Genomic DNA, 15,902 nt, shown 5'->3' on the forward strand with positions numbered 1-15,902 from the left:
GGGTCCGATCGGGCGGCGTCGCCGGCTGGTCGCGTTCATCCGCGGGCGATGGTGGGGCCGTCGCCGACGTTGCCGCCACCGGGGAGGGGGAGATCCTCCGCGGTCGCGGCGAGGGGGGCGAAGCGGCGCATCCGGGTCGGCAGCCAGGGACAGAACCGGCCAAGCCGATTCCGCGGCGCCCGTCGCGGCAGGCGGCCACGGCGCGGGCGGGGCGCGCCGACGGAGGAAGGAGTCGGAGCGGCCAGGGACTCAGCCGGCCCAGTCAGACGGCCCAGCGGGTCGCCCTTGGTGGCCGCGGGCCTGGGCTCGGGCGGCGGCGGGAGGGATCCCGGCTGAATGCCGGCGGCGCGCGGCTCTCCGGCCGGGCGGGATCGCAGGCCGCGTAGCGTCTGCTCGGGCAGCCCGCCGATGACCGCACCGATCCTGGGAAGGACGACATGCCCGGGCGCCGCGGCCACGTCCCGGCACACCCGGTCAAAGACCTCAGGGGTGCGCAACGCCTCGAGGATGGTGCCCAGGAGGTCATCGTGGGTGGGTGGGCGGTCGGTTGGCGAGCGGTCGGTGGAGGAGCGCAGGACCCGCGGATCCGGCTCCGGTTGCGACGGTCCGGCCGCGGCCGCGGCCGCGGCGATCGAGGGTACGGCCGTCACCGTGATCCTCGCCGCCGCCCCGGTCGCCTCGACCCCGCCGGTCGTCCCTGCCTGGCCTCTCGGTTGCAGCCGGTGGGCTGACCGTATCCGGTCTGCCGGCCGGACCTGATCCGCCGACCGGGTCCGGCCCGTGAGCGGCGCCCGGGCCAGTTCCGCCGATCCGACCTCGAGGAACGAGTACCGATCGGGGTCATAGGTGGCGTCCAGATCGTCTGACTCGCCCGAGAAGTCCCCGTCCATCGGGTTGCCGTCGAGCGGGTTGCCGTCGATCAATTCGCTGTCGATCGGTTCGCCACGCGCAGGACGGTGCGGGCCGTCGGGCAGTCGGGTGGGCGGCGTGCCGACCAGGAGGACCAGCGCCGCGCCGCGGTCGCGGGCGGCGAGGAGCGGGTCGAGCGCCGCTCGAAGGTCCGCCAGCACCGACGTCGTGACCAGGACGAGCCGGGAGGCCGGCGGCACCTGGTCACCGGTCGGCGGTGGGAGCGCGGACATGCCCGCGGTGTCACCGCTGGTCATCGGGGCGGGTGGGGACTGGCGGGGTGGGCCGCCAGCGCGAGGCCTGCCGCCGTCCGGTGCCCTGTGATCGGGGCGATGCCCGCGGAGATCGAGGACGACGACGGCGTCCGGATCGGAGTGCATGGGCTCACCCACCGGACCCGCCGGACCCGCCGAGCCCGCCGTGGGCCGCGACCGCCCCGGGGGATAGCGGTCGGCGCCTTTGTGCTCGGCATTGATCGTGCTCCCGCAATACGGACACATAATGCGTGCACGGCATTGCCTGGATGGGTCCGACCCGGAGATCTGGTCGGGTAGCTCCCTGCTCGGTGGCCAATGATTGTCTCCCCGGCATGTCCGGCCGCGGCGCTGATCGCGTAGTTACCTGATTACCAGTTCCTGGCGAAAAGGTAATTCCTGAAGCGGGCTGGCGTCCAGAGAAGGGCAAAAAAATCATCCGAGCCGGGCCGGGAAGCCCTGGCACAGCAGTGATCAGGCCTGGTGCGTGGCTGGTGTCAGGCCGCGTCGAGGGGATTTCCCCGACTTTGGGGCGAGATGATGGCACCGATCGACGTTTGCCATCGCGCGTGCAGCAGCATGTGCAGCGGCCGGTTCCGGATTCCGAAGCGTTCTACGGACCCGTGCGGGCCGACTGCTGGTCGGCAACAATCCGCCAGAAATTCCGGTCGGCGTCACGAGGAGATCATGTCGCGGTACTTCGACTCGGCAGTGGTGCTGTGGCTGCAGCGATCTGTCCGGCGCACACAGAGGTGAGCCCCGGAAACCTGGGGGGTTCCGGGGCTCACCTCATGGTGTTCGGGTGCTGCTTCGGCGCCGCTCGGCCGGGCCGGGGGCGTGTGGTGGGACGACCACCAGGGCTCCCGGCCGGGCCGTCACTCGCTGGACTTGGCCAGGTCGACCGGCGGCGCGTCGGGAACCTCGACCGGCTTCGTCTCGCCGCGGAAGATGAACTTCGCCTCTTCGCCCTCGCCCTCGACGTCGCCGACGACGATCTCGCCCGGCTTGAGCGTGCCGTAGAGGATCTTCTCGGACAGGACGTCCTCGATCTCCCGCTGGATCGTCCGGCGCAGCGGCCGGGCGCCGAGCACCGGGTCGTAGCCCTTCTTCGCCAGCAGCGCCTTGGCCGCGGACGTGAGCTCGAGGGCCATGTCCTTGTTCTTCAGCTGGATGTCGACCCGGGCCAGCATCAGATCGACGATCTGAATGATCTCGGCCTCGGAGAGCTGGTGGAAGACGATGATGTCGTCGATCCGGTTGAGGAACTCAGGCCGGAAGTGCTGCTTGAGCTCGTCCTGGACCCTGGCCTTCATCCGCTCGTAGTCAACCGCGCCCTGACCGGTGGCGAAACCGATACCGGGGCCCTTGGAGATGTCTCGGGTGCCCAGGTTCGACGTCATGATCAGGACGGTGTTCTTGAAGTCGACCAGCCGACCCTGGGAGTCGGTCAGGCGACCGTCCTCCAGGATCTGCAGGAGGGTGTTGAAGACATCGGGGTGCGCCTTCTCGACCTCGTCGAACAGCACGACCGAGAACGGCTTGCGCCGGACCCGCTCGGTGAGCTGGCCGCCCTCCTCGTAGCCGACATACCCGGGCGGGGAGCCCACCAGCCGCGAAACGGTGTGCTTCTCCATGTACTCGGACATGTCGAGCTGGATGAGAGCGTCCTCGTCGCCGAAGAGGAACTCAGCGAGCGTCTTGGACAGCTCGGTCTTACCGACGCCGGACGGGCCGGCGAAGATGAACGAGCCTCCGGGACGCTTCGGGTCCTTGAGGCCGGCGCGGGTACGCCGGATCGCCTGGGAGACGGCCTTGATCGCCTGCTGCTGGCCGATGACCCGCCTGTGCAGCTCATCCTCCATGCGCAGCAGCCGCGCGGTCTCCTCCTCGGTGAGCTTGAAGACCGGGATGCCCGTCCAGATGGCGAGGACCTCGGCGATCTCCTCGTCGCCCACCTCGGCGACGACGTCCATGTCGCCGGCCTTCCACTCCTTCTCCCGCTTCGCCTTCTCCGACAGGAGGGTCTTCTCCTTGTCGCGCAGCGAGGCGGCCTTCTCGAAGTCCTGCGCGTCGATCGCGGACTCCTTGTCCCGGCGGACGTTCGCGATGCGCTCGTCGAACTCGCGCAGGTCCGGCGGGGCGGTCATCCGGCGGATACGCATCCGGGAGCCGGCCTCGTCGATCAGGTCGATCGCCTTGTCCGGAAGGAAGCGGTCGGAGATGTAGCGGTCGGCCAGGGAGGCGGCCGAGACCAGGGCGGCGTCGGTGATCGAGACGCGGTGGTGCGCCTCGTACCGGTCGCGCAGTCCCTTGAGGATCTCGATGGTGTGGGCCACCGATGGCTCCGCGACCTGGATCGGCTGGAAGCGGCGCTCGAGGGCCGCGTCCTTCTCCAGGTGCTTGCGGTACTCGTCCAGGGTGGTCGCACCGATGGTCTGCAGCTCACCGCGGGCGAGCATGGGCTTGAGGATCGAGGCGGCGTCGATCGCGCCCTCGGCGGCGCCCGCGCCCACCAGCGTGTGCAGCTCGTCGATGAACAGGATGATGTCGCCGCGGGTGCGGATCTCCTTGAGGACCTTCTTCAGCCGCTCCTCGAAGTCACCGCGGTAGCGGGACCCGGCGACCAGGGCGCCGAGGTCGAGGGTGTAGAGCTGCTTGTCCTTCAGGGTCTCGGGCACCTCGCCCTTGACGATCGCCTGCGCCAGCCCCTCGACGACGGCCGTCTTGCCGACGCCGGGCTCGCCGATCAGCACCGGGTTGTTCTTGGTCCGGCGCGACAGCACCTGCATGACGCGCTCGATCTCCTTCTCGCGCCCGATGACCGGGTCGAGCTTGGACTCGCGCGCCGCGGCGGTGAGGTTGCGGCCGAACTGGTCGAGCACCAGCGAGGTGGACGGCGTGCCCTCGGCGGGTGCCCCTGAGGTCGCGGTCTCGCCCTTGCCCTGGTAGCCGGAGAGCAGCTGGATGACCTGCTGGCGCACGCGGTTGAGGTCCGCGCCGAGCTTGACGAGTACCTGGGCGGCGACGCCCTCGCCCTCGCGGATGAGACCGAGCAGGATGTGCTCGGTGCCGATGTAGTTGTGGCCGAGCTGGAGGGCCTCCCGAAGCGACAGCTCCAGGACCTTCTTCGCACGCGGCGTGAACGGGATGTGCCCGCTCGGCGCCTGCTGACCCTGGCCGATGATCTCTTCGACCTGTGACCGCACACCCTCAAGGGAGATGCCGAGGGACTCGAGGGCCTTGGCGGCGACGCCCTCGCCCTCGTGGATCAGTCCGAGCAGGATGTGCTCGGTCCCGATGTAGTTGTGGTTGAGCATCCTGGCCTCTTCTTGAGCCAGGACGACGACCCGACGTGCCCGGTCGGTGAATCTCTCGAACATGTGCGCTCCTTCGAGCTGCGACCGACCACACGACAGCCGGTATCCGCATGCTAGCTCCGCCGAGGCATGTCCTCACGCATCGAACAGAAACCTACCCGCCGGCTCCGACCTCTTCGATGAGTCCGGACGACCGGCACAAGGACCGGCGCGACCAGCGGAGACGCTTAGGGCAACCGTGGCCGACCGGCCATGATTCCGTCACGTCGTTCCGCCAAGAGCAGAACGACTCGTGCCGGACAGCGCCGGTGCCATCCCGCGTGCCGGGCCCCGTCGACGGCTGTACCGCCTGCCGTGGCCCGCGCCGTCGTCACTGACGGTAGTGCACGCCAGGATGCTGCACGGTATGATCCACATCATACTTGCAAGTATCTGTTATTGTATAGCTACATTCCGTAGTCAGGCTCGGGGGCTCCGAGTCCGACGCGGCTCCCGCACTACTTTACGTGCCTCGGCGCGAATGGGTGGACTGGCGTTGTCTCATACCGCAAGGCCACCGTCACCCTGAGTTTCAATCCAGGCCCGCATCCGGGTCTCCCGATCCGCGTCGGCGGTGAACGGGCAGGTGGTGCAGTACTCCGCGTCCAGCTGGTGGGCCAGGCAGCAGGACCCGCGACGCATACCGACGTAGCTGCGTCCGCGATGGACGAACTCCTGCCATCGCGGGCGGGCCAGCATGGTCGGGGCCGCCCGCGCGAAGAAGGCATCGGCCTCGTCCCGCCCCATCGCGGGATCCCCGGTCGCCCGTTCCGTGAGCAGGAACGCCCGGGCGCACTGCGCCGCCGCCGCCCCCCACAGCGCGGGCCGGCCCAGCCGCACCATCCCCCGCAGATGCGCGAGGAACGGCTCGAGGTGAGCCAGGATCTCCTCGACCAGGGCGGCACGTAGCCGCTCGGGATCCGCGGCCACCCGGATCCCCGCCTCGCCGCGGTCCCCGCCACCGGGAACGTCCGCCGCGGCGCCGAAGCCGAGCGGGGCCCCGGGGCCGGACCCAGCCGCGGGGCCGGACCCGGCCACCGGGCCCGACGCGGCCGGGGGTCCGAGCGTGGCCAGGGGTCCGGATCCCGTCAGGGCAGCGCAGAGCAGGGGATCGGTGGGGAGCGCCGTGGCGACCGGGCGGTACAGCGCGGTCCGGTCAAACCAGCCGTTGTCCGGCACGCTCAGGGCCATCTGCTGGGGCGAGAGATCCGGCACTCGCCGCAGCAGAAGATAGGAGGCGATGGCGGGGCCGACGACGGCGGCCGCGTACCAGTTGGCGAGGTAGCTCGCGGCGACCTCCGCGCTCGCGCCCGGGTTGGCCCGCGCGACCCGGGACAGCGACTCGGCCACGCCGGTCTGAGTGTTCAGGCGGGCACAGCTCACCCACGTAGGCCCTACCGGAATGCCGAAGTGCAACCCACGGGGTGCCAGCGACTCGGCAACGACGGAGGGAACGGGCCAGGGCGCGGTGCGGTCCGCGCTGCCGGGCCGGGTCGCGAGCGCGGCACCGGTGATCGGCTCCCGCGCGGGCGTCGACGGCGACGAGGGAACGAGCATGATGGTTAGGTAAGGCTAACTTCAAGTCATTGTCAAACGGTCGGCGCCACAGGTGCCGCGCGCCGTTCGGGTTCGCTCCGACGCTCCGGCGCACGTTCCCCGCACGTCGCGGCCCTGCGCCTGTGCGGCGTGCTCCCGACGCGGCCAATGCGTGTGACGAACATCATCCGCGGCCGCCGCGGATGATGCTGGTTACGCTACCCATTCGTAGTGATGCGCAAGGTACTTGATTTTCGCTGCGGGGGTGCCGCGCCGCGGCCGGAGTGTCGGTCAGCGGTCGTGGCTGTCCAGGTAGTGGTCGACGGCCTTCGCGATCGCCGCCTGGCCGTCGGCGTCGGGGTGGGCGCTGAGGTTGCGGCCGGGGGAGAAGAGGCTGATTGGTGCCACCCAGGAGTCCTTCGTGCACATCTCGTGCCCCCGCAGGGCGCGGTCGATCGAGACATATTCGACGTCGGCCTTGGCCGCCGACCGTCGAATGGCCTGGTTGAGCTGCCTGTTCAGGATGGTCAGCTGGTTACGCTCGGTGTTGCTGAGCCACTTACAGGTGTTCTTGCTCTGTCGGGCGGGGAATATGCTCGGATAACCGACGACAAGTATTCGAGCGCCCGGAGCCGCCGTCCTCATCGCGGTATAGCTCGCGACCAGACTGTCCGGAAGTTCCTTGTTGACGTAATCGCGCTCGCGTTTGTCGTTGCCGGTCCAGAAACATTTCCAGGTGTAACAACTGACGATGACCTGGCTGAACCCGGCATCGTTGCCACCGATCGTGATGGTGACGATGTCCGGGGCGGGTGTGGCCTGCCGCAACTGGACGAGCTGAGGTTCCTCCCCGTGGAACGACGAGCTCAGCGCATCCGTGGTCGCGCCGGCGCAGGCGGCGAACAGGTCGATCGAGATCGAGCTGTCGATCGTGGTGAGCAGCCGTGGCCACGCCTGACTGCTGTGCCGGCAGCGGGCGTCGGCGGGGTCGAACGGCGGGGTGCCCTCGCCCGAGGAGTACGAGTCGCCCAGCGCGGCAAGGACGTGATGCGCGGGCGGCGCCGCGGCCAGCGCCGGATCGCCCCACCCGGACGACAGCGTCCCCGTGATGACGAGAATCACCAGCACAAGGGCGAGTCGAAGGGGCTGGGCGGGGTACGCCCGCATGAATGTGCGCCGACCGAGTCGGCATGCGGCGCAGGCGGCCAGGTCTCGGTCCCGCATAGCTTCAGATAGTAACCGGCCGACCCGGCCGCGCACCCGCGGACCTTGGCGAAGTCCTTATTCTGACGCCTTGCGACGCCACCCGCCAGGGGGATATCTCGGCCGAATCCGGTCTGTACCCGCCCGGATCCGGCGGCTGACCTCTGGAACCGGCCGGCACCTCATGGGGTGCGCTTCAGAGGCGGTATCCGTGGGGCCCCGGCGGTTGGACGGCGCCGAATTCAGGTGTTCTTCTCGAACACCAGCCGAAGGCCGATCAGGGTCAGATGCGGCTCATGCCGGTCGAGGGTCTCGCTTTCCTTGAGCACCAGCGAGGCAAGACCGCCGGTGGCGATCGCCGTCGCATGGGTGCCGAGCTCGGTGCGGATCCGCCGCACCAGCCCGTCCACCTGGCCGGCGACGCCATAGATCATTCCTGACTGCAGTGCCTCGACGGTGCCCCGGCCGATGACCGAGCGTGGCGGGGTGAGCTCCACCTTGCGCAGTTGGGCGGCACGGGAGGCGAGCGCGTCCAGGGCGATCTCGATGCCGGGTGCGAGTGCCCCGCCGACGAACTCGCCGCGGGCGGAGACGACGTCCAGGTTCGTCGAGGTGCCGAAGTCGACCACGATCGCCGGACCGCCGTACAGGTGGTACGCGGCGAGCGTGTTCATGATCCGGTCGGCGCCGGCCTCCTTCGGGTTGTCGATGAGAATGGGCACGCCCGTGCGGGTGCCGGGTTCGACGATGACGACCGGTGTGTCGCGGAATCTCCGCGCCACCATCCGGCGCAGCTCCCGCAGCGCGGCGGGCACGGTCGAGCAGATCGACACGCCGGTGATCCGGTAGTCGCCGAGCAGACCGCGGTAGAGCAGCACCAGCTCGTCCGCGGTCGAGTGGGGATCGGTGCGGACCCGCCAGGAGTCGACGAGGGTCTCGTCGGCGAACACGCCGACGACCGTGTTGGTGTTGCCGACGTCAATGGCGAGCAGCATCAGGCCTCCTCCACGATCGAGCCCACGGCTGATCGGGCTGTGCTGGCGGGGCTGGCGGGGCCCGTGGGGTGGCCGGGGTCGAGATCCAGGCCAAGATCCAGAGCTGGCGCCGAATGGGTCAGCGCTCCGACCGCAAGATAGTCCACGCCGGTGGCCGCGACGTCCGCCGCCACCGCGAGGCTCAGGCCTCCGCTGGCCTCGAGCCGCACTCCGGCCGGCCGGGCGATCGCCACCGACGCGCGCAGCTCCCGCGCGTTCATGTTGTCGCACAGGATGAGATCGGCACCGGCCCCCACGGCTTCGGCGACCTGGTCGACAGTGTCGCACTCGACCTCGACCGGCAGCTGCGGGAACGCCGCCCGGACCGCGGCGAACGCGGCGGCCACCCCGCCGGCCGCGATCACGTGATTGTCCTTGATCAGTGCCGCGTCGGCCAGCGACATCCGGTGGTTGACTCCACCTCCGCAGCGCACCGCGTACTTCTCCAGCGCGCGCAGGCCGGGCAGCGTCTTGCGGGTGTCGCGGATGGCCGCGCTCGTGCCGGCGACGGCATCCACCCAGGTCCGGGTGAGAGTGGCGATGCCACTGAGATGGCACAGCAGGTTCAGTGCGGTCCGCTCGGCGGTGAGCAGTCCCCGCACCGGGCCGTTGACCCGAGCGACGGTCTGGCCTGGGGTGACCTGATCGCCGTCGGCGGCGACGAGGGTGACGGTCACCGTACGACCGAGCACCGTCTCGAACACGGCGGCGACGACCGGCAGCCCGGCCACGGTGCCGGCGGCTCGGCTCACCAGGGCGCCGTGGCCGACCAGCCCCACGTCGACGGTCGCGGCCGAGGTCGCGTCGACCGCGCCGGCCGGTTCCGCGCAACCGCCCGCCGGTGAACCGTCTGCTGTGAGTCCGTAGCCGTCGACCGCCGTCTCGGGTCTGCCCGCGTTGCCCGCGTCGCCGGCCCGGGTGGGCGTCCAGCCGGGGAGGTCTTCGGCGAGGGCGTGGCCGATGACGGCGAGGACCTGGTCGGGGTCCAGCCCGGCGACGGCGAGCCCGCTGCGGGTGGCCGGGGACAGCCGTCCGCCGATGCCACTGTGGGCGGCCTGGCCGCCGTGGACGGCGAGCGGGCCGCTCACGATGCTGGCCGGACGGTGTCGGCATCCCCGCGCACGGCTGGGCCCGCGACCCGGCCCGGGGCACCGCCCGCGTCCCTGCCTGCCTCGATGCGCGGGTCCACGATGGGCTCGACATCGACGACGAGCTCGCCCTCGGGGCTCAGGCGGGTGACCACCCGGCCGAGCCAGTGAGCGTCGTCGCGCTCAGCGAAGTCCTCCCGCCAGTGGGAGCCGCGGGTCTCGGTGCGGGCGGTGGCGGCGGCCACCAGCGCCGTCGCGACGGTGCGCAGGTTGGTCATCTCCCAGGCGGGCGGGCCGGCGGTGACGGTTGCCCCACTGACCCGCAGGTCACCGAGGCCGGAGAGGACCTTCGCGGTGGCGTGCAGGCTCTCGGCGCTGCGCAGCACGCCGGCACCGTCGGTCATCGCCCGGGCAAGCTCGGCGCGCTCCGCCGGGTCGGTCAGCCCGCTGCCCCGCCGCACGACAGGGGCGGCCGGTACGGCATCGCGCAGCCGGCCGGGCCGACCCCCGCCCGCATCGGCATCGGCTCCGGCTCCGGCCTCCCCGGCAATGTGCGTAGCGATGCGCGCGGCGAAGACCAAGCCCTCGAGCAGACTGTTGGACGCGAGCCGGTTGGCACCGTGGACGCCAGTGCAGGCCACCTCCCCGCACGCGTACAGCCCGGGGACGGTGGTACGACCCCACAGGTCGGTGCGGACCCCGCCGGAGGCGTAGTGGGCCGCCGGCGCCACCGGTATCGGCATGGTCACCGGGTCGATGCCGTATGAGCGGCACCGGGCGGTGATGGACGGGAACCGCTCCTCGATCATCCGTACACCGAGGCCGCGGGCATCGAGGTACAGGTGGTCGGCCCCCTGGGCGGCCATCACTCGCGACATCTGCTTGGCCACGACGTCGCGGGGCGCGAGGTCGGCCAGTGGGTGGGCGCCGGTCATCACCCGTTCTCCGGCGGCGTCCACCAGGATGGCGCCCTCGCCGCGCATCGCCTCGCTGACCAACGGCTGCTGCTCGCCGAACAGGGCTGTTGCGGCTGTGACGGCCCCGTCTCCGCCGGCGGCGGAGACGGGGGGTATCCACAGCGCCGTGGGATGGAACTGGACGAACTCCAGGTCGGCGACGACCGCGCCAGCACGCAACGCGAGCGCCACCCCGTCGCCGGTGGACACCCCGGGATTCGTCGTGGAGGCGAAGATCTGCCCCATCCCGCCGGTCGCGAGCACCACGCTCGGGGCGGTGACCGCGCCGACGCCGTCCCGGCTGCCCTCGCCGAGCACGTGCAGGGTGGCCCCGGCGGCCCGGCCGTCCGCATCCAACAGCAGATCGAGGACCAGGGCGTTCTCGATCACCTCGATGGACGGGTCCGCTCGCACCGCCGCGATCAGCGCGCGTTCCACCTCGAGACCGGTGGCGTCCCCGCCGGCATGGATGATCCGGTTGCGCAGGTGGCCACCCTCCCGGGTCAGGGCGAACGACCCGTCGGCGGCCCGATCGAACCGGGCACCGAGCTCGGCGAGTTCCCGGACCCGGGCCGGCCCCTCGTCGACCAGGACCCGGGCCGCCTGCGCGTCGCACAACCCGACTCCGGCCACCAGGGTGTCGGCCAGGTGATCCGCGGGGGAGTCCTCGGCGGCCAGCGCCGCGGCGATCCCGCCCTGCGCCCAGCGGGTGGAGCCGGCGTCCAGATGAGCCTTGGTGACCAGCAGCACCCGGGCGGCGGGCAGCTCGCGGCGAGTGTGCAGCACCGCGGTGAGGCCGGCGATACCCGACCCGATGACGACGATGTCAGCGCTACGACTCCACCCCGGGCGGGGTGCGCCGAGCCGGCAGGGCAGCACGATCACCGGGAGGCCACGACCGTCCGGCTCGCCGGAATGGAGAGGTCGCCGCGCAGGCTCGACGGGTCGCCGGGCAGTGCCTCGGCCGGATCGCCGCCGCGGCCGATGATCCGGTTCTCGGCGTCCACGAACAGCACCCGCGGGACGTAGCGCCGCGCCTCGGCGTCCTCCATGATCCCGTAGGCGATGATGATGACCAGGTCGCCGGGGTGGACGAGCCGGGCCGCCGCCCCGTTGATCCCGATCACACCGCTGCCCGCGGGTCCGGGGATGGTGTAGGTCTCCAGCCGGGCGCCGTTGTTGATGTCCACGATCGTCACCTGCTCGCCGGGCAGCAGGTCCGCGGCCTCGAGCAGGTCCGAGTCGATGGTGACCGAGCCCACGTAGTTCAGGTCGGCCTGGGTCACGGTGGCCCGGTGGATCTTGGCGGTGAGCATGGTGCGCAACACGGTCAGGCCCCCTGACGGTCGACGGGGAGGACGGGTTCGGCTGGGAGAACAAGCAGCTGGGCGGGGATGCCCGGTTCGTCGGGCCAGGCGGCCTCGGCGGGAACTTCGGGCTCGGCGTTGGTGTCGGGCTCGGCGTTGGTGTCGGGCTCTGCCGGCCCGCCGGGCAGGACGAGCGAGACGTTGTCGATCAGCCGCGTGGTTCCCACCCGGGCCGCGACGAGCAGCAGGGCTGGTCCGGCGCTCACCGGGCCGAGATCGTCGGGGCTGGCGAGGGTGAGGTAGTCGACGTCGACGCGGGTTCCCGCACCGTCCAGCACGGCGTGCGCCGCGGCGAGCACCCGCTCGGGTCCGCCGCCGGCGGCGGCCGCGGTCTGGCCCGCACGCAGGGCTCGCGAGAGGACCAGCGCGTCCTGGCGCTGGTGGGGGGTGAGGTAGACGTTGCGGCTCGAGCGTGCCAGCCCGTCGGGCTCACGAACGGTGTCCACCCCGACCACGGTGACGTCGAAGGCCAGGTCGGCGACCATCCGCCGGATGCAGACGAGCTGCTGGGCGTCCTTACGCCCGAAGAACGCCAGGTCCGGACGGACCAGGTGCAGCATGGTGGCGACGAGGGTGAGCATCCCGTCGAAGTGGCCGGGCCGCGACGCCCCTTCGAGGATCTCGCCGAGTGCTCCGGCGCTCAGCCGGACCAGCGGTGGCGTCCTGTGGATCACCCGCGGGGCGAACACCACGTCCACGCCCTCACGGGCGCAGATGCCGAGATCGGCCTCGAGGGTGCGCGGATACCGGTCCAGATCCTCACCGGCGCCGAACTGCAGGGGATTGACGTAGATCGTCACGACCACCTGGTCGGCCTGCGCTCGCGCGGCTCGCAGCAGGGCCGCGTGCCCCTCGTGCAGCGCCCCCATCGTCATGACGACCGCCCGGGTGGGCCGCCCGGCCGCTGTTCCGGGTGCCGCTGTTCCGGGCGCGGCTGGGACGGCGAGTGCGGCATGGAGCTCGGCCCGGCTCCGCGCGATCGTCGGACGACGCAGCCGCTGGTCACGGGCCTGATCGGGCGCATGGTGGACAGGCGCGTGGTGGACCACAGTGCTCATGGATCCGTTCCAGTCCTCGAGTGGGGTACCGGACGTCGAGCCACACTGTAACTCGGCTGCAACGCACCCGCGACTGCTGTGACCAGCACGGTGGACCAGCTCTGCGCCATGGGCCCAGACGCGGAAACGCCGCCGGCCGGACGACGCTGAGGTCGGTCCGGCCGGCGGCCTGGGTGGGCTGGGTTTCGGGCGAGGTGGGCCCCCGCGGACAGGCTCAGGCGGGGGGCATCGACCAGCGGGGCGTGGGGTAGCTCGGCCGTGGCGCGCCGGTCCGGCCGTCGGGGGCGCGGTCCGCGGGCGTGGTGTACCGCGGCGGTACGGGTGTACCGCCCCCATCCGTCCACGCGGTCCGTGCGGTGTGGCCGGCGTCGGCCGGGGCGGGCAGGCTGGCAGTGGGACCGCCGGACCCACCTGACCCGCCGGGCAGACCGGGTGCGGGCCGGCCCGAGCCGTGGTCGAGCGAGCCGTGGTCGAGCGAGCCGTCGTCGATGAAGTGGTCGTCGATGAAGTGGTCGTCCGCGGAGCGGTCGCGCCAGAGGCGGTTCTCCAGCAGGGTGAGCACGGCGGGCATGAGTACCACCCGGATGAGCGTGGCGTCGAGCAGGATCGCGGCGCCGAGCCCGACGCCGAGCTGCTTCATGCTGACCTGGGAAAGCGTCGCGAAGATCGAGAACACCGCGACCATGATGACCGCGGCACTGGTCACCACCCCGGCGCTGCGCCGCACTCCGACGGTCACCGCGTCCCGCATGGGCAGACCGGCCTCGCGGGCCTCCCGCACCCGGCTGAGCACGAAGACCTGGTAGTCCATGGACAGGCCGAACAGGATCACGAAGAGCATCAGCGGCAGCCAGATGGTGATCGCCCCGGTGGAGGTGTAGCCGAGCAGGCCATCGGCCCAGTGATGCTGGAAGACGGCGACGAGCAGACCGTACGCGGCGCCGACCGAGAGCAGGTTCAGCCCGACGGCGACGGCCGCGACCAGCGCGCTGCGGAACGCGGCGAGCAGCAGCAGGAAGGCGAGCACCAGCACGAAGCCGATGATCAGCGGCGTACGGGTGTGCAGGCGGTCGTTGAAGTCGACGGAGTCCGCGGTGGTGCCGGTGACGTCGGCGTGCAGGTTCGTCCGGGCCCCGGTGGATGCGGCGCCGAAAGTCGCCGGGATGACCGTGGAGCGCAGCACGTGCAGGGCTTTCGCCGACTCGCCGTTCGTGCCGCTGCCCGCGACCGGAATCTCGACCTTGGCGACCTGGTGGTCGGGGGTGTAAGTGATGCTCACCGGCTCGAACATCCGGCCGGAGGCGACCGCCCGCCGGTGCAGATCGTCCAGTGCGTGCTGCGCGGCCGCAGTGGTCAGGCGGGAACCATCCGTGCTGGAGACGACCACGGACGCCGCGACCTGGCCGCCGGGGAAGGCGTCCGACAGCCGCTCGTAGGTCTTCATGATCGGGAGTTTGCGAGGAATGTCGTCCACGCCGGGCTCGGCCGTGTGCATCCCGAGCGCGGGCAGGGCGAGCAGGAGCAGCAGGCCCCCGGTGATCACGGCGACCGGCTTCGGCCGGCGCAACAGCCGGCCCATCACGCCCGGCTTCACCAGCTGCGCCTGGTAGACGCGCCGCCGCGCCAGCAGCTCGTCCCTCGGGTCAATCACCGCGTCGCCCGCGTCGCCCGCGTCGCCGTGCGGACCGGCCAGATGGGCCGGGCCGGGCTGGCCGGGGATGGTCGCCTCGCCGGCACCGTCGTGACGCGGACCGTGGCTCCGGGCCCGACGCCCGCCGCGACGGACGGTCGCGCCGCGGCGGCGACGCCAGGGCAGCCGCAGCAGCTCGACCCGGTCGCCGAGCATCGACAGCAGGGCCGGCAGGACGGTGATCGATCCGAGCACGGCCACCAGCACCACGATGATCGTGCCGACGGCGACGCCGGTGAACGTGGCCATCCCGGTGAGGAACAGCCCGGCCATCGAGACCGCGACGGTCAGGCCCGAGGTCAGCACGGCGTGCCCGGACGTGTCCGCGGCGATCTCCAGCGCGCGCTCGGGGCTGTGCCCGGCGGCACGCTCCTCCCGCTCCCGGCGGATGTAGAACAGGGCGTAGTCGACGCCGACGGCCAGGCCGATGAGCAGCATCACCGAGGTGGCGGTTTCGTCGGTGGGGAAGGCGCGGCTGGCGAACGCGACGAGGCCGAGCGCGGCGACGAACGAGGTCAGTGCCAGCGCCATCGGGATCAGTGCGGCGACGACCGCGCCGAACACGGCGAGCAGGATGCCGAGGGTAAGCGGGATCGCGAGGAACTCGGCGCGGTGGAAGTCCTTGCCGACGGTGGCGCTGAGCGCCTTGTCGGAACTCGCGTCCCCGAACTGCTCGACCGACACGCCCGGATGCGCGGCCTGGACGGCCTTGACCGCGTCCAGAGTGGGCTCGACCTTGGCGTGATCGTCGGCGTCGCCCTTGAGGTCGAAGGTCACCAGGACGGAGCGCAGGTCGTGGGAGACCAGCCCCGGGTCGGTCCGCGCCCCGGGCGCCGCGATGGGCGCGCGCAGCTCGACGGCCACCCCGGTGGCCTGGATGCGGGTCGCGGTGTCACTGACCGTCGCCCGGATCTGGGGATCGGCGAGCAGCGTCTGCGCGTCCGCCGCCGGGGTCGACCGCTGGATGAGGACGTTCTCGCTGTCCGTGTCGACCCAGCCGTGCGCGGTCAGGGTCTTCTCGGCCCGGCCCGACTCGCCGATGCCCTCGTCCGCGTCGGTGATGGTGTGCGTCCCGATCAGGCCACCGACGAAGATCGCGAGAACGACGCCCAGCACCCAGCCGCCGACGGCGAGCTTGCGGTGCCGCACGCTCCAGCGCGCCGCCCGCGCGGCGAGGTGGGTGGGATGCCGGCCGGGCGGCCCCTGCCCGTCCGGTGGGCCGACGGTCCAGTCCGGTTGTCCGGGTCTGGCCGGCTGACCAGGGAGATTGGCCGATGTCCGAGGCGTCGATCGCATGGAACGACGATCTCGTCCCGTTCGTTGACCGTCACTGCGGCGAGCTACCAGATGTCTACTATGGTCCTCCGCCGCCCCACGGCTATGGCCTGCCGCCCTGCCGGGGTAGGGCTGTCCCCCCCGACGGGCGGCGCCCGGATCGGTCGGTCGGGCGC

General features: G+C 71.5%; 10 protein-coding genes. All 10 read right to left on the reverse strand.

The genetic code is table 11. The features are described 5' to 3' along the window. Nucleotides 1–35: 35 nt before the first annotated feature. Entirely contained in the window at nt 36–1,289 is a 1,254-nt protein-coding gene (locus tag MXD95_RS09350; RefSeq protein WP_250640158.1) for a hypothetical protein, read from the reverse strand. Nucleotides 1,290–2,038: 749 nt separating this feature from the next. Then, nucleotides 2,039–4,543, reverse strand: a complete 2,505-nt coding sequence (locus MXD95_RS09355) for an ATP-dependent Clp protease ATP-binding subunit (RefSeq protein ID WP_250640159.1) — start codon at nt 4,541–4,543, stop codon at nt 2,039–2,041. Nucleotides 4,544–5,020: 477 nt separating this feature from the next. Then, nucleotides 5,021–6,076 (reverse strand): (2Fe-2S)-binding protein, encoded by a 1,056-nt coding sequence (locus tag MXD95_RS09360; protein WP_250640160.1) that lies wholly within the window; start codon nt 6,074–6,076, stop codon nt 5,021–5,023. A gap of 270 nt (nt 6,077–6,346) precedes the next feature. Further along, complete coding sequence (locus MXD95_RS09365; RefSeq protein ID WP_250640161.1) at nt 6,347–7,222, reverse strand: SGNH/GDSL hydrolase family protein; 876 nt, start codon at nt 7,220–7,222, stop codon at nt 6,347–6,349. A 278-nt stretch (nt 7,223–7,500) separates the two neighbouring features. Continuing rightward, entirely contained in the window at nt 7,501–8,253 is a 753-nt protein-coding gene (locus MXD95_RS09370; protein WP_250640162.1) for a type III pantothenate kinase, read from the reverse strand. Then, nucleotides 8,253–9,380, reverse strand: coding sequence for a carboxylating nicotinate-nucleotide diphosphorylase (gene nadC / locus MXD95_RS09375; protein ID WP_250640163.1), 1,128 nt, complete (start codon nt 9,378–9,380; stop codon nt 8,253–8,255). The genes MXD95_RS09370 and nadC overlap by 1 nt, the downstream gene beginning before the upstream one ends. Beyond that, a complete protein-coding gene (locus MXD95_RS09380; RefSeq protein WP_250640164.1) occupies nt 9,377–11,221 on the reverse strand; it encodes an L-aspartate oxidase in 1,845 nt (614 codons plus the stop codon). The genes nadC and MXD95_RS09380 overlap by 4 nt, the downstream gene beginning before the upstream one ends. Next, complete coding sequence (panD, locus tag MXD95_RS09385) at nt 11,218–11,664, reverse strand: aspartate 1-decarboxylase (RefSeq protein WP_250640165.1); 447 nt, start codon at nt 11,662–11,664, stop codon at nt 11,218–11,220. The genes MXD95_RS09380 and panD overlap by 4 nt, the downstream gene beginning before the upstream one ends. Nucleotides 11,665–11,666: 2 nt before the next feature. Continuing rightward, nucleotides 11,667–12,761: a pantoate--beta-alanine ligase gene (gene panC / locus MXD95_RS09390; protein WP_250640166.1), complete on the reverse strand. Its 1,095-nt coding sequence runs from the start codon at nt 12,759–12,761 to the stop codon at nt 11,667–11,669. A gap of 214 nt (nt 12,762–12,975) precedes the next feature. After that, nucleotides 12,976–15,747 carry an MMPL family transporter gene (locus MXD95_RS09395; RefSeq protein WP_250640167.1) on the reverse strand — a complete coding sequence of 924 codons (2,772 nt, stop codon included), beginning with the start codon at nt 15,745–15,747 and terminating at the stop codon, nt 12,976–12,978. Nucleotides 15,748–15,902: the final 155 nt, after the last annotated feature.

Origin of the sequence: Frankia sp. AiPa1, from assembly GCF_023243075.1 — a bacterium.
Classification (GTDB): domain Bacteria; phylum Actinomycetota; class Actinomycetes; order Frankiales; family Frankiaceae; genus Frankia.

Excerpts from the sequence above, each read along its gene's own strand:
- MXD95_RS09350 (WP_250640158.1), bottom strand. The coding sequence starts at position 1,289 with ATGCACTCCGATCCGGACGCCGTCGTCGTCCTCGATCTCCGCGGGCAT.
- MXD95_RS09355 (WP_250640159.1), bottom strand. The coding sequence starts at position 4,543 with ATGTTCGAGAGATTCACCGACCGGGCACGTCGGGTCGTCGTCCTGGCT.
- MXD95_RS09360 (WP_250640160.1), bottom strand. The coding sequence starts at position 6,076 with ATGCTCGTTCCCTCGTCGCCGTCGACGCCCGCGCGGGAGCCGATCACC.
- MXD95_RS09365 (WP_250640161.1), bottom strand. The coding sequence starts at position 7,222 with ATGCGGGCGTACCCCGCCCAGCCCCTTCGACTCGCCCTTGTGCTGGTG.
- MXD95_RS09370 (WP_250640162.1), bottom strand. The coding sequence starts at position 8,253 with ATGCTGCTCGCCATTGACGTCGGCAACACCAACACGGTCGTCGGCGTG.
- panC (WP_250640166.1), bottom strand. The coding sequence starts at position 12,761 with ATGAGCACTGTGGTCCACCACGCGCCTGTCCACCATGCGCCCGATCAG.
- MXD95_RS09395 (WP_250640167.1), bottom strand. The coding sequence starts at position 15,747 with ATGCGATCGACGCCTCGGACATCGGCCAATCTCCCTGGTCAGCCGGCC.